Genomic DNA, 12,653 nt, shown 5'->3' on the forward strand with positions numbered 1-12,653 from the left:
TTCTGCTGCTTGCCCAAAGATATAGGCGCTTTTCAGCCCCGTGGCCAGTCCTGCACCGGACCGGAGGCGATGCCGCGCTGCGTGATGACCGTGCCCATGACCCGCACCTCGACCCCTGCGGCCACGCCGGCATCAAAGGCCGCACCATAGGCCGGATCGATGTCGCGCGCGATGTCCAGCACAGCGCAGTCGCTGCGCGTGATCAGATACAGCACCATCGCCCGGTGCCCTAGCCCGACCATCGCCGCCAGATCCGCCATGTGCCGCGCGCCCCGCGCCGTCACGCTGTCGGGGAACAGCGCATATGGCGGGGTGCGGCTGAAATTGGCGCTCTTGACCTCCAGATACAGGTCCGGGCCGCCACCGCTCAGCAGGAAATCCACGCGGCTGGCCTGCGCATAGCGCACCTCCGGCCTGATCGTCGTGTATCCGTCCAGCCCCGGCACGCTCCCTGCATGCAGCGCCTCGCCCACCACGCGGTTGGCGCCCCCCGTGTCCACGCAGACGAGGCCGCCCGCAACTTCCGTCAACCGCCAACCGTAATCCAGCTTGGTGCGCGGGTTGTCGTTGGGCTCCAGCCAGATGCGCGCGCCGGGGGTCGCGGTGCCTGTCATGGCACCCGGATTGGCGACATGCGCGGTCACCTCACGGCCATCCTCCAGCACCGCATCGGCCAGAAAGCGTTTGTAGCGGCGGATCAGCGTCGCGGGGATCAGGGGCATGGCAAACTCCATGCGCCGGGCTATACCAAGCCCCAACTGATCGGAGAACCCCATGCCCAATCCTACCGCCGCGATGCTGGTCATCGGTGACGAGATCCTGTCCGGCCGCACCCGCGACAGCAACATGCATCACCTCGCAAAGGTTCTCACCGGCGTCGGAATCGACCTGAAGGAGGTGCGCGTCGTCAGCGACGATCAGCCCGCCATCGTCGCCGCCGTGCGCGCCCTGTCGGACGGGTTCGACCATGTGTTCACCTCCGGCGGTATCGGGCCGACCCATGACGACATCACCGCGGATGCGATGGGCGTGGCCTTCGGCGTGAACATCGATGTCCGCGACGATGCCCGCGCGCTGCTGCAGGCGCATTACAACCGCATGGGCACCACCCTGAACGACGCCCGCCTGCGCATGGCCCGCATCCCCGATGGCGCCGCGCTGATCGACAACCCGGTCAGCACTGCGCCGGGGTTCAGCCTCGGCAACGTGCACGTCATGGCCGGCGTGCCAGCGGTGTTCGAGGCGATGGTAGCCTCTGTGGTCAGCCATTTGGCCCACGGCGCGCCGCTGCTGTCCTCGTCGTGGCGCGTGATGCGCGGCGAAGGCGATGTCGCGGCCCCGTTGGCGCAGGTGGCACAGGATTTCCCCGACCTCAGCCTCGGGTCTTATCCGTTTCAAAAGGATGGCGCCTATGGCACCAACATCGTGATCCGCGGGACTGAGGCGGCGCAGGTCGCGGCGGCGCTGGCGCAGGTGCAGGCGCTGTTTCCGGCGTGACGCCGGTCCCCGACTGGTCGGCGGTCATCGACGCCACATGGCCCGCGGCCCACGTATCGCGGCATGGGCCGTGGGTGCTGCGTCACACGCCGGGGGGTGGCCGCCGCGTCAATGCGACGACGGCGTCGGAACGGGTCACGGGCGCGCAGGTTGCAAAAGTGACAGCAACGATGCCCCATGCGCCGTTTCGGCTGCATGGTGCGCCTGATCTGGACAAGCTGCTGGCAGATGCAGGCTACCTTGACAAGGATGCCACCGCGATCATGGCGGCCCCTGCCGCGGCCCTGCTGCAGCCCGTGCCAGGCGTCACCGCCTTCACCGTCTGGCCGCCCTTGGCGGTCCAGCGCGACATCTGGGCTGTGGGCGGTATCGGCCCCGCGCGGCTCGCGATCATGGACCGCGTGACGGGCCCGCGCACCGCCCTGCTCGGGCGCATCGACGACCGCCCTGCAGGCTGCGCTTTCGTCGCACTGCACCAGCACACCGCCATGCTCCACGCGCTCGAGGTGGCGGTCCCCCACCGCCGTCGCGGTCTGGGGCGGCACCTGACCGTCGCCGCCGCCCGCTGGGCCGCCGCACAGGGGGCCGTCACCTTCAGCCTGCTGGTTACGGTGGCGAACGCCGACGCGGGCGGGCTTTACGCCAGCCTCGGGTTGCAACAGGTTGGTTGCTATCATTACCGCTGCCCACCCGAGGAGGCATCATGACCGACGACGCTCCCACCGCCCTTGACCTGCCCGACGTCGATCCGCTGCCGCAGGCGACGCAGGACTACTTCGACCTGTGTCAGGACAGGCTCGGCATGGTCCCGAACGTGCTGCGGGCCTATGCCTTCGATATCGCCAAGCTCGATGCCTTCACCGCCATGTACAACGACCTGATGCTGGCCCCCTCCGGCCTCAGCAAGCTGGAGCGCGAGATGATCGCCGTCGTGGTGTCGTCGGTGAACAAGTGTTTCTACTGCCTGACCGCGCACGGCGCCGCCGTGCGGCAACTCTCCGGCGACCCGGTATTGGGCGAGATGCTGGTGATGAACTGGCGCGCGGCGGATCTGGACGCGCGGCAGACGGCGATGCTGGCCTTTACTGAGAAGCTCACCCAGGACAGCGCGCGGATCGTCGAGGACGACCGCCAGACCCTGCGCGACGCAGGGCTGACAGATCGTGACATCTTCGACGTGGCGGCGGTGGCGGCGTTCTTCAACATGACGAACCGCGTGGCTTCGGCCATCGACATGCGCCCGAACGCCGCATATCACGCGCAGGCGCGATGATACGACACCTGACCCTCTTGCTGCTGTGGGCGAATCCCGGAACCGCGCAGGTGCTGACCCTGCCCGGCAACGCCCTGCTGGAGGCGGAATTGGCCACCCCGTCCGACAGCTACGCGCTGCCGACGGGCGCGTGGGACGGCATCGAAGTCCCGTCGCAGATCGTCGAGGGCGACGTGACCACGCAGGTCTGGCGCATCCCGGCGGACGGGCTGGCCACCTTGCAGCTGCTGCGCCCGCTGCGCGATCAGGTGCGGCAGGCGGGCTATGATGTGATGTTCGATTGTGACACGGACGACTGCGGCGGGTTCGATTTCCGCTTCGGCACCGAAGTCGCGCCACCCCCCGAAATGCTCGTGAATCTTGCGGATTTTCGGTTCCTGTCCGCGACGCGCCGGACCGATGGAGGTGTGCAGGGGATCGGCATTCTGATCAGCAGCACGCCGCAGGCGGGATATGTGCAAATCATCCGCGTTGCGCCCAGCGGCATCGCCCCCGCACCCACGGGCACGCAGGCCCCTGCCGTCAGCAGCCCGCAGCCCGTCAGCGGCGGTCTTTCGGCGGCCCTCGATGGCACCGGCCACGCGGTGCTGGACGGCGTGACCTTCGCCACCGGCGCGACGTCGCTGTCCGGCGGGGATGTGCCGTCGCTTGCGGCGCTGGCAGCCTACATGACCGCGAACCCAACGCTGACCGTCGCCATCGTAGGGCACACCGACAGCGATGGCAACCTCGATGCCAACATCGACCTGTCGCGTCAGCGCGCGGCGGCGGTGCGCGACCGTCTGATCGCGGATCATGGCGTGTCCGCAGACCGGCTGACGGCGGCGGGCATGGGCTATCTGTCGCCCGTCGCCAGCAACCTGACCCCCGACGGTCGCGCCGCCAACCGCCGGGTCGAGGCGGTGGTCACGGGTCCGATCGACTAGTCCGGTTGCCACACGGCCATGCCGTTGCCACCGGGCTCGGTAAACTCGAATCGCCGGCCACCCGGAAAGGCGTAGATCGTTTTCGTGATGGTGGCCCCCGCCGCGGTGACACGGTCCAGCATCCCCTCCAGATCCTCGGTGCGCAGGATCACCAGCGGCGGCCGCAGCGGGCCGCGCTCCAGCCCACCGCCCAGCCCCGCCTGCTGCAGGTCGCGGTAATCGGGACCGTAGTCGATGAACGACCAGCCGAAGGCGTCGGTCATGAAGGCCTGCGTCTCCTCCAGCCGGGGCGAGGTGAATTCGACATAGTCGATGGGCACGGGAAAGGGATGGTTCACGATCACTCCTGCGTTGGATTGCACACAGCATGACATGCGCCAGCACGAGGCAAAGAAAAAAGCGCGGCCCGCATTCGGGGCCGCGCCAGGCGGGTGCCAACAGGGATGGCACCACGGGGAAAGTGGGGATCAGCTCACCATGACTCGGGGCCCTTGTCGGCAAAGCTGTGCACGAGGAAATCGATGAAGGCGCGCACCTTGGGCTGGGTGAAGCGACCCGGCGGATAGACCGCATAGATGCCCTGCGTCTCGGTGGGCAGGCCGGGAATGGCCTCTTCGACCAGCCCCTTTGCCATCGCGTCACCGTAAAGAAAGCTGGGCAGATACGCGATGCCAAGGCCGCCGATGCAGGCGTTCAGCAGGGATTGCCCGTCGTTCACGGTCAGCCAGCCCGCCGTGCGGACCTGCCGCTTTTCGCCGGACGGGGCGGTCAGTTTCCAGACGGCGGCATTGGCCGCGTTGGAATAGTGCAAGAGCTTGTGGTCGTTCAGGTCGTCGATCTTTTCGGGGCGCCCGTGTTTGGCGAAATATCCGGGGCTTGCGATCATCCGGCGCGTCGTGTCGGTCAGCTTGCGCGCGCGCAGGGAACTGTCCTCCAGCTCTCCGATCCGCACCGCCATGTCGAACCCTTCGGAGATGAGTTCCACATAGCGGTTGTTGAGCACCATGTTCACGGTGATGTCCGGAAATTCCTGCAGGAAATGGCCCAGCACCGGCGACAGGTGGTTCACGCCGAAATCCGTGGCCACGCTGATGCGCAGCAGGCCCGACGGTGCGGACTGCATGGAGGTGACCAGCGCATCCGCCTCGCCCGCGTCGTTCAGCACGCGACGGGCGCGGTCGTAATAGGCCAGACCGATCTCGGTCGGGCTGACGCGGCGGGTGGTCCGGTTCAGCAGACGCGCCCCAAGGCGCGCCTCGAGCGAGGAGACATGCTTGGACACGGCGGATTTCGAAATCCCCATCTTCTTGGCCGCATCGGTAAAACCGCCTTGATCCACCACGGTGGCAAAGGCTTCCATCTCGGTAAGGCGATCCATGCAAACGATCCTGAGGCAATCCAAATCTCTTGGTGCAGCAGTGACCGACGATAGAGGCAGGATTGGGACCAAGGGCTGACAATACCGCGATGCAGGGGCCCACTGATGCGCCCCCAGAAACAGCCCAAGGCCTAGGGTGCTGTCCGCATCGCCGCCCCGACCAGCGCCCCGATCGCCGCGGACCCTGCCGCGGACGGATGCGCAAGATCCGGTGCATAAAGGCCCAGATCCGCAGGATCTATGGCCGCCTTGGCGTCGACGAAGGTGATCCCGGGGTCCGCCGCCGCGGTCAGGGCCAGCCTGCGCGACAGCTCCGACAGCTCGTCCGCGCAATCGGCAAACGGTCCACCCGCGACAGAGGTGCCGTAGTAGCCCAGCAGGATCACCTTGTGGTCGCGGGCCACCATGTCGCGGGCGAAGTCGGGCATCGCCCCGCCCTGCCCGCCCGGCGTGACCAGCGCATCCAGCGTCGCATCGCAGCCGTCGCAGCCGCAGGTACCGCGCAGGTCGTTGGCGCCGCCGTTCACGATCACCCAGTCCCACGGCCCCTCGCGGTATTGCCCCGGCACCGTTTCCAGAAACCGCGCACCCAGCACCGCGCGGTTCTGCGACGCGACACCTGCTTGCGTGGCCGCGACGCGAGGAATGTCGCCGCCCGACAGCCGGTTCCACGCCAACACCGAATCGCCCACCGCCAACACACCGACCGGCCCCACCTGCGGCGCGGCGCAGGCGCCCAGCAGCACGATCAGGGCAAGCGCGCCCCTCACAGCCGGGCCGCCAGACGGGTGCCCTGATCGATGGCGCGTTTCGCGTCCAGCTCGGCGGCCACATCCGCCCCGCCGATGACATGCGCGGTGATGCCAAGTGCGGCCAGTTCGTCCGCAAGGCCGCGTTCCGGTTCCTGCCCGGCGCACAGCACGATGGTGTCGGCGGCGATCAGCGTCGGGGTCTCGCGCCCCTCGCCGAAGCTGACGTGCAGGCCGTCCGCGTCGATCCGTTCGTAGTTCACGCCGCCGATCATGGTCACGTCCTTCATCTGCAGGGACGCGCGGTGGATCCAGCCCGTCGTCTTGCCCAGCCCCTTGCCCACCTTGCTGGCCTTGCGCTGCAACAGCGTCACCTGCCGCAACGGCGCATCGGGTGCCGGGCCTGCGGGCACAAGCCCGCCGCGCGCGGCCTCCGGGTCGGTAACGCCCCATTCGGCCAACCATGCGGGCAGGTCCAGCGTCGGGCTGTCCCCGGTCACGAGGTATTCCGCCACGTCGAACCCGATGCCGCCCGCCCCGATGATGGCGACCCGCTGCCCCACAGGCACCTTGGCGCGCAGCACGTCGATATAGTTGACGACGTTCGCCCCGTCCTGACCGGGGATCATCGGATCGCGGGGCCGCACGCCCGTCGCGATCACGACGTCATCGAAATCGGCCAGGTCGGCGGCGGTCACCCGCGTGTCCAGCCGCAGCGCGATGTGCGAGTCCGCCACGCTGGTGCGATACCAGTCCACGAGGCCGTGGAACTCTTCCTTGCCGGGCACCTGCCGCGCCATGTTCAACTGCCCGCCGATGTCGGCGCTGGCATCGAACAGCGTCACCGCATGGCCCCGCGCAGCCGCCGCCAGTGCCGCCGACAGGCCCGCCGGCCCCGCCCCCACGACGGCCACGCGCCGGGCCGTGTCCACCGGCGTCAGCACCAGCTCCGTCTCGTGGCAGGCGCGCGGGTTCACGAGGCATGACGACAGCTTGCCGCCGAACGTGTGGTCGAGGCAGGCCTGATTGCAGGCGATGCAGGGCGCGATGGTGTCGGGCCTGCCCGCCGCCGCCTTGGCCACGAAATCGGGATCGGCCAGGAACGGACGCGCCATGCTGACCATGTCGGCGCAGCCGCCGGCCAGCACCGCTTCCGCCACCTCGGGCGTGTTAATCCGGTTGCTGGTGATGACCGGGATCCCCACATGCCCCATCAGCTTTTGCGTGACCCATGCGAAGGCCCGACGCGGCACGGACGTGGCGATGGTCGGCACCCGCGCCTCGTGCCAGCCGATGCCGGTGTTCAGGATCGTGGCCCCCGCGCCCTCGATCGCCTGCGCCAGCTCCACCACCTCGGCGAATGTGGACCCGTTCGGGATCAGATCGATCATCGACAGCCGGTAAATGATGATGAAATCGGGGCCCACCGCCTCTCGGATGCGGCGCACGACCGTCACCGGCAGGCGCATCCGGTTCTGATAGCTGCCGCCCCAGCGGTCGGTGCGCTTGTTGGTGTGGGTGACGAGGAACTGGTTCAGGAAATACCCCTCCGACCCCATCACCTCGACCCCGTCGTAACCTGCGGCCCGCGCCCGCACGGCGGCCGTCACCATGTCGGCGATCTGCGTCTCGATGCCGTCCTCGTCCAGCTCCAACGGCACGAAGGGAGAGATCGGCGACTTGATCGCAGATGGTGCCACGCAGCCTTTGCCATAGGCATAGCGGCCCGCGTGCAGGATCTGCATCGCGATCTTGCCATCCGCCGCGTGCACGCGGTCGGTGACGATGCGGTGGTTGGCGATGTCCTGATCGCCGAACAGGCCCGCCGCACCGGGAAACACGCCGCCCTCGGTATTCGGCGCCATGCCGCCCGTCACCATCAGCGCGACGCCACCGCGCGCGCGCGTGGCATAGAAATCCGCCACGCGGTTCCAGTCGCGCGTCTCTTCCAGCCCGGTGTGCATGGACCCCATCAGCACACGGTTCTTCAGCGTGGTGAAGCCAAGGTCGAGCGGCGACAGCAGGTGCGGATAGGTTGTCATCGGTGGGTCCCCCTGCCCCGCAATCTGCCGCAGCCGTGCAACAGCGTCACCCACAACGCGGCGTCACGCGTCATCAGTCGTCGGAGGATGTCTCGGCACAATGGCGGCGGAAGGCGCGTTTCAGCATGTCGAGTTCGTCGCGCAGCAGGTCCATCTCGGCGCGGATATCCTCTGCCAGCGCATCGCCGGTGAGAAAGGCGAAGCTGGCCAACACCGTGTCGCTGGCCGCGTCGCTGATGATGAAGGTCTGCACACCGTCCGCCAGCCGCGCCGCCGGGACCGGCGCTGCAACCGCCCAGGTGCCGTCGGCCAGCACCGTAACGGTCGGACCGGGACAGACGTCGCCGTGGTGGGTCAGCACCAGACGGAGGGCCGTGTCACCGACATGACCGGTCAGGACGCCGTTCCACACGCCGTCCGTCATGCGGGTCTTGGTCAGGATCAGGTCGGTCATGGCAAAGGTCCCATCGTGACAGCCCCCACGGGGTCAGAGTTCGGCGCGCGGATAACGGCACACCGTCAGGTCGCGCAAGGTGATCTGGTTCATTTCGGGCCCGCCAAAGATGATGTCCAGCCACGCCTTTTCCAGCCGCTTCTCGTTCAGCTCGGTATAGGCAAGGTCGAATTCCACCATGCCTTCGTGACCGCCGCGCGGCAGCTCCTGCACAAGCGTGTCGGTGTTCGGGCCATGCTTGATGTTGAGCCGCACGAAGATGTCGAGCGGGCGCTCCACCTCGGCGATGGCACTGACGCGCAGGATGTGCCGCCGCTGCAGGCCCTGCACCGCGTCCTGCGGCAGATCGAGGACCAGCGACAGGAACGTCCCGTCGAAGCGGAACACGTCGAGGCGCAGCGCGAACGGCGCGAGGTCCTCTTCGCGCGTGTTGCGCAACTGGCGCAGCGTCAGCTCGCTCTCGGTGCAGTTGTGGAACAGCGTCACCTCGTTGCCCAGCATGGTCTGCGTGGGCACCGCCGTCATGCCCTTGACCTCGAGCGGGCCGCGCCAGGCCTGCGGTCGCCACGACCAGTCGGTACCGCCGGGCCGGGCAAAGGCGGTGGACCCGATGCGCGGCAGCGCCAGGCGACTATCAGCGACGTGGATCAGATCCGCCAGGCGGGACACCAGCGCGCGCGCCTGCTGGCGTTGGCGGCGCAGGGTCTGCAGTTCGGTCGTGGCCGCAGTGCGCGCGGCCCGCGACCAGCGCCGCAGGGCGCTGGCGTTCAGCGCCGATTCAATCACGCCTTCGGTCCTGCGGGCCATGGTGGTTCCTTCGTGATGGTCTTGCCCTGCGTGCCAAAGCCCGCTGCGGGGGGATAGCCCTTGCAGGCGCGTCAGGTGGCCGTCGCGGTCCCGCCATTGGCACCGCGCAACAGTCCCAGCACCTGCAGGACCAGATCCAGACTGCCGTCCTGCGACAGGGGCGTCTGTTCCAATCCCCGTACCGACACCGTAACGAGCCTGCCTTTCACATCGGTGAACAGCCGCCACGATGTCGATTGCGTGCCGGCGACACCGGGGGGGCCTGCGTCTTGGGTATAGACGGCGACGGCGTTGGTGTTCGCCTGTGTGCCGCGCACCGCCACCGGGCCGCCGATGGCGGACGCCGACAGCAGCGCCGCGCCCTGCGGCGTCTCGAGGAACGCGCGGAACGCATCCTCCTGCCCTGCCACAGCGGCACTGCCGGCGGCCCCCACCTGCACCGTGATCAGGGCCACGTCGTCGGGAAAACTGCCGTCGCCGTCCGGGTCCATCGCCGCACAGGCGGCCAGCAGGGCAAAGCCCGTCTGCGGGCGCGTCACCACAGGATCGACGCAATAGCCGTCCGGGGCGGCCACGACCACATCGCCCATCAGCCGTACGGCAGGCTGGCCGGGGCCGGTCATGCCCACGGGTTCGCAGGCGGCCAGGGTGGCCACCAGCATCACGCCCAGCGCGGCACGCATCCCCATGACGCTCAGAGGTCCATGTAGATGTGCTTTTCGGCGCGTGCGCCGGGATGGGTCACCGCCCCCTGCCGCGCGCCGCCGACCAGCTGTGCGAACTTCCAGATCGCACCGGATTCGTACAGCGTCGGGCGCGGACCGGCCCAGGCCGCGCGGCGCTCCGCCATCTCCGCGTCCGACACGGCGACGTTCAGCTCTCCGGTCAGCGCGTTCAGCGTGATCATGTCGCCGTCGCGCAGCAGCGCGATCGGACCGCCGCGCGCCGCCTCCGGCCCCACATGGCCCACGCAGAATCCGCGCGTCGCACCGGAAAAGCGTCCGTCGGTGATCAGCGCCACCTTCTTGCCCATGCCCTGACCGGACAGGGCGGCGGTGGTCGCCAGCATCTCGCGCATGCCGGGCCCGCCAGCGGGCCCTTCGTTGCGGATCACCAGCACCTCGCCTTCCTTGTAGGACCGCGCCTTGACGGCGGCGAAGGCCTCTTCCTCGCTCTCGAACACGCGCGCGGGTCCGGTAAAGACCTGCTGCTCTTCGGTCATGCCCGCGACCTTCACGATGGCCCCGTCGGGGGCCACGTTGCCGCGCAGCCCCACGACGCCGCCGGTCTTGGTGATGGGATTGTCGATGAAGTGGATCACCTTGCCGTCCGGCTCGCCCCGGATCATGTCAAGCTCCTCGCCGATGGTGCGGCCAGAGGACGTGATGCAATCCTCGTGAATCAGACCCGCCTTGCGCAGTTCCTTCATCACGACGGGGATGCCGCCCGCGTCGAACAGGTCCTTGGCCACCGCTTGGCCGCCGGGTTTCATGTCCACGAAATAGGGCGTGTCCTTGAAGATGTCGCACACGTCCCACAGGTCGAAATCGATCCCCGCCTCGTGCGCCATGGCGGGCAGGTGCAGACCCGCATTGGTGGACCCGCCGGTGCAGGCGACGACGCGCGCGGCGTTCTCCAGCGACTTGCGCGTCACCACGTCGCGCGCGCGGATGTTTTCCGCGATCAGGTGCATGACGGCGCGCCCCGACGCCTCGCCATACTGGCCACGGTCCTTGTAGGGGGCGGGCATGCCCGACGAGTTCAGCAGCGCCAGACCGATCGCCTCGCTGACGCAGGCCATCGTGTTGGCGGTGAACTGGCCGCCGCAGGCACCGGCACTGGGACAGGCGACCTTTTCGAGGATCGCGAGCTGCTCCTCCGTCATCTCGCCGTTCTGATAGCGGCCCACCGCCTCGAACATGTCCTGCACGGTCAGGTCGCGGCTGGCGAAATCGGCGGGCACGTCGGCCCCCGCGGGCACCTTGCCCGGCAGGATCGAGCCGCCATACATGAACACCGACGGCACGTTCAGCCGGATCATCGCCATCATCATGCCCGGCAAGGATTTGTCGCAGCCCGCCAGACCCACCAGCGCGTCATAGCCGTGGCCGCGCATCGACAGCTCCACCGTGTCGGCGATCGCCTCACGGCTGGCCAGCGACGACCGCATCCCCTCGTGGCCCATGGCGATGCCGTCGGTCACGGTGATCGTCGTGAACTCGCGCGGCGTGCCGAACGCCTCCTTCACGCCGCGCTTCACCGACTGGGCCTGCCAGTTCAGCGCGATGTTGCAGGGGGCCGCTTCATTCCAGCAGGTCGCCACACCGACGAAAGGCTGAGCGATGTCCTGCTCGGTCAGGTCCATCGCGTAATAATAGGACCGGTGCGGCGCACGTTCCGGCCCCATCGTGACGTGACGGCTGGGCAGGCGGGATTTGTCGAAGCGGTTGGTGGCCATGAAAGGGTTCCTTGAATCTGCTGGCAAAGGTCTAGTGGGCGGGTCTGTGCGACACAAGACGCAATGCGGGCGGGTACGGCGCGCATGATCCTGTTGCGCCACATGTCCCGGGGGGCGGCAATCGCGACCATTGCGCCGCTGTGCCGGGTCGGTCACTGATGCGCCATGCCGCTGCCCACAGCCTACCACGCCCTGCTGACCTTCCGGGTCCCGGCCCTGCGATCGGCGCAGGTCTGGCGCGTGATCTGCGTCATTGCCGGGTTCGAACTGGCGTTCTCCTTCACCCCGGCGCTCCTCGGGCCGTTCGTGGACTGGACGTGGCCCGATGCGGCGCTGGAAGTGCTGAATTACGCGGGCTTCGGCGTGACGCTGGTGGCGGTCTGGCTGCTGGTCGCTCTCTTGCACCGGCGCGGGCCTGCCAGTCTGATGGGGCCGCTGCCCGCGGTGCTGCGCGACGGGGGTCGGGTATTGCTGGCCGTGGGGCTGGTGCTGGCAGTGCAGCAACCCTTCGATCTGGGCGGCATCGACGGCGACCTGCGGCTGGCGCCGCTGGGCGGCTGGCTGATCTGGCTGGCCCCCGCGCTGCTGGCGATCACCCTGCAGGTCGCCACCGAGGAGATCTACTTTCGCGGCTACCTGACCCAGCAACTGGCGGCGATCAGCACGCAAAAGCGGGTCTGGCTGCTGCTGCCGTCGGTGTATTTCGGCACCAGCCATCTGTTGAACGGCGATGGGCTGGCCGAAGGCGTTCTGTGGGCCGTCTGGGCCACGCTGCTGGGGGCCGCCTGCGCCGACCTGACCGCACGCACGGGCAACCTGGGGGCGGCCATCGGGCTGCATCTGGGCAACAACATCTTTGCTGCATTGCTGCTGGGTTACGTGGGGATGCCGGGACACGGGCTGGCGCTGTTCCTGCTGCCTGCCGCCGATTACATCCCCATGACCGCGGGGCTGGGCGATCTGGTCAGCGCATGGACCGTCCTCGACATCGCCTATTCCATCCTCAGCGTCGGCGTCATGTGGCTGGGCGCACGGGTCGCGATCCGCGCCTGAGGGCGCGCCTCGATTG

14 protein-coding genes are annotated in these 12,653 nt (G+C 68.2%); 5 read left to right on the plus strand and 9 right to left on the minus strand.

Going from position 1 to position 12,653, the window contains the following annotated elements; translation table 11 throughout:
- Positions 1–32: 32 nt before the first annotated feature.
- Positions 33–806 carry a DNA/RNA nuclease SfsA gene (sfsA, locus tag BMX16_RS11155; protein ID WP_342707819.1) on the minus strand — a complete coding sequence of 258 codons (774 nt, stop codon included), beginning with the start codon at positions 804–806 and terminating at the stop codon, positions 33–35.
- On the opposite strand from sfsA, the gene BMX16_RS11160 reads away from it, so the two are divergent.
- Genes BMX16_RS11160 through BMX16_RS11175 form a run of 4 tightly spaced genes read left to right on the plus strand, consistent with a single transcriptional unit; the run spans position 775 to position 3,696 of the window.
- The gene (locus BMX16_RS11160) at positions 775–1,497 is read left to right on the plus strand and encodes a competence/damage-inducible protein A (protein WP_089903241.1); all 723 of its coding nucleotides are present in this window, start codon (positions 775–777) and stop codon (positions 1,495–1,497) included. The genes sfsA and BMX16_RS11160 overlap by 32 nt on opposite strands.
- Entirely contained in the window at positions 1,494–2,204 is a 711-nt protein-coding gene (locus BMX16_RS11165; protein ID WP_089903243.1) for a GNAT family N-acetyltransferase, read from the plus strand. Before BMX16_RS11160 ends, BMX16_RS11165 begins: the two co-directional genes overlap by 4 nt.
- Complete coding sequence (locus BMX16_RS11170) at positions 2,201–2,770, plus strand: peroxidase-related enzyme (RefSeq protein WP_089903246.1); 570 nt, start codon at positions 2,201–2,203, stop codon at positions 2,768–2,770. Before BMX16_RS11165 ends, BMX16_RS11170 begins: the two co-directional genes overlap by 4 nt.
- Positions 2,767–3,696: an OmpA family protein gene (locus BMX16_RS11175; protein ID WP_089903250.1), complete on the plus strand. Its 930-nt coding sequence runs from the start codon at positions 2,767–2,769 to the stop codon at positions 3,694–3,696. Before BMX16_RS11170 ends, BMX16_RS11175 begins: the two co-directional genes overlap by 4 nt.
- Here the strand turns inward: BMX16_RS11175 and BMX16_RS11180 are convergent.
- From BMX16_RS11180 to ilvD, 8 genes are all read right to left on the minus strand, one after another.
- Complete coding sequence (locus BMX16_RS11180; RefSeq protein WP_342707820.1) at positions 3,693–4,034, minus strand: VOC family protein; 342 nt, start codon at positions 4,032–4,034, stop codon at positions 3,693–3,695. The genes BMX16_RS11175 and BMX16_RS11180 overlap by 4 nt on opposite strands.
- Before the next feature lie 134 nt (positions 4,035–4,168).
- Positions 4,169–5,074, minus strand: a complete 906-nt coding sequence (locus BMX16_RS11185; RefSeq protein ID WP_089903253.1) for a LysR family transcriptional regulator — start codon at positions 5,072–5,074, stop codon at positions 4,169–4,171.
- Positions 5,075–5,205: 131 nt separating this feature from the next.
- The gene (locus BMX16_RS11190; protein ID WP_089903256.1) at positions 5,206–5,844 is read right to left on the minus strand and encodes an SGNH/GDSL hydrolase family protein; all 639 of its coding nucleotides are present in this window, start codon (positions 5,842–5,844) and stop codon (positions 5,206–5,208) included.
- Positions 5,841–7,865, minus strand: a complete 2,025-nt coding sequence (locus tag BMX16_RS11195) for an NADPH-dependent 2,4-dienoyl-CoA reductase (RefSeq protein WP_089903258.1) — start codon at positions 7,863–7,865, stop codon at positions 5,841–5,843. The genes BMX16_RS11190 and BMX16_RS11195 overlap by 4 nt, the downstream gene beginning before the upstream one ends.
- A gap of 73 nt (positions 7,866–7,938) precedes the next feature.
- Entirely contained in the window at positions 7,939–8,319 is a 381-nt protein-coding gene (locus tag BMX16_RS11200) for a hypothetical protein (RefSeq protein WP_089903263.1), read from the minus strand.
- Between the two features lie 33 nt (positions 8,320–8,352).
- Complete coding sequence (locus BMX16_RS11205; RefSeq protein ID WP_089903267.1) at positions 8,353–9,126, minus strand: DUF6478 family protein; 774 nt, start codon at positions 9,124–9,126, stop codon at positions 8,353–8,355.
- Positions 9,127–9,197: 71 nt separating this feature from the next.
- Complete coding sequence (locus tag BMX16_RS11210) at positions 9,198–9,815, minus strand: hypothetical protein (RefSeq protein ID WP_089903270.1); 618 nt, start codon at positions 9,813–9,815, stop codon at positions 9,198–9,200.
- A gap of 5 nt (positions 9,816–9,820) precedes the next feature.
- Positions 9,821–11,584, minus strand: a complete 1,764-nt coding sequence (gene ilvD / locus BMX16_RS11215; protein WP_089903273.1) for a dihydroxy-acid dehydratase — start codon at positions 11,582–11,584, stop codon at positions 9,821–9,823.
- 165 nt (positions 11,585–11,749) lie between these two features.
- Between ilvD and BMX16_RS11220 the strand changes: the two genes are divergently transcribed.
- Positions 11,750–12,637: a CPBP family intramembrane glutamic endopeptidase gene (locus BMX16_RS11220; protein ID WP_089903277.1), complete on the plus strand. Its 888-nt coding sequence runs from the start codon at positions 11,750–11,752 to the stop codon at positions 12,635–12,637.
- The last annotated feature ends 16 nt before the right edge of the window (positions 12,638–12,653 follow it).

Origin of the sequence: Loktanella fryxellensis, from assembly GCF_900110065.1 — a bacterium.
In the GTDB taxonomy this organism is placed as follows: domain Bacteria; phylum Pseudomonadota; class Alphaproteobacteria; order Rhodobacterales; family Rhodobacteraceae; genus Loktanella; species Loktanella fryxellensis.

Excerpts from the sequence above, each read along its gene's own strand:
- BMX16_RS11170 (WP_089903246.1), top strand. The coding sequence starts at position 2,201 with ATGACCGACGACGCTCCCACCGCCCTTGACCTGCCCGACGTCGATCCG.
- BMX16_RS11200 (WP_089903263.1), bottom strand. The coding sequence starts at position 8,319 with ATGACCGACCTGATCCTGACCAAGACCCGCATGACGGACGGCGTGTGG.
- BMX16_RS11205 (WP_089903267.1), bottom strand. The coding sequence starts at position 9,126 with ATGGCCCGCAGGACCGAAGGCGTGATTGAATCGGCGCTGAACGCCAGC.
- BMX16_RS11160 (WP_089903241.1), top strand. The coding sequence starts at position 775 with ATGCCCAATCCTACCGCCGCGATGCTGGTCATCGGTGACGAGATCCTG.
- BMX16_RS11220 (WP_089903277.1), top strand. The coding sequence starts at position 11,750 with ATGCCGCTGCCCACAGCCTACCACGCCCTGCTGACCTTCCGGGTCCCG.
- BMX16_RS11175 (WP_089903250.1), top strand. The coding sequence starts at position 2,767 with ATGATACGACACCTGACCCTCTTGCTGCTGTGGGCGAATCCCGGAACC.
- BMX16_RS11195 (WP_089903258.1), bottom strand. The coding sequence starts at position 7,865 with ATGACAACCTATCCGCACCTGCTGTCGCCGCTCGACCTTGGCTTCACC.
- ilvD (WP_089903273.1), bottom strand. The coding sequence starts at position 11,584 with ATGGCCACCAACCGCTTCGACAAATCCCGCCTGCCCAGCCGTCACGTC.
- BMX16_RS11210 (WP_089903270.1), bottom strand. The coding sequence starts at position 9,815 with ATGGGGATGCGTGCCGCGCTGGGCGTGATGCTGGTGGCCACCCTGGCC.
- BMX16_RS11185 (WP_089903253.1), bottom strand. The coding sequence starts at position 5,074 with ATGGATCGCCTTACCGAGATGGAAGCCTTTGCCACCGTGGTGGATCAA.
- sfsA (WP_342707819.1), bottom strand. The coding sequence starts at position 806 with ATGACCAGCATCGCGGCGGTAGGATTGGGCATGGGGTTCTCCGATCAG.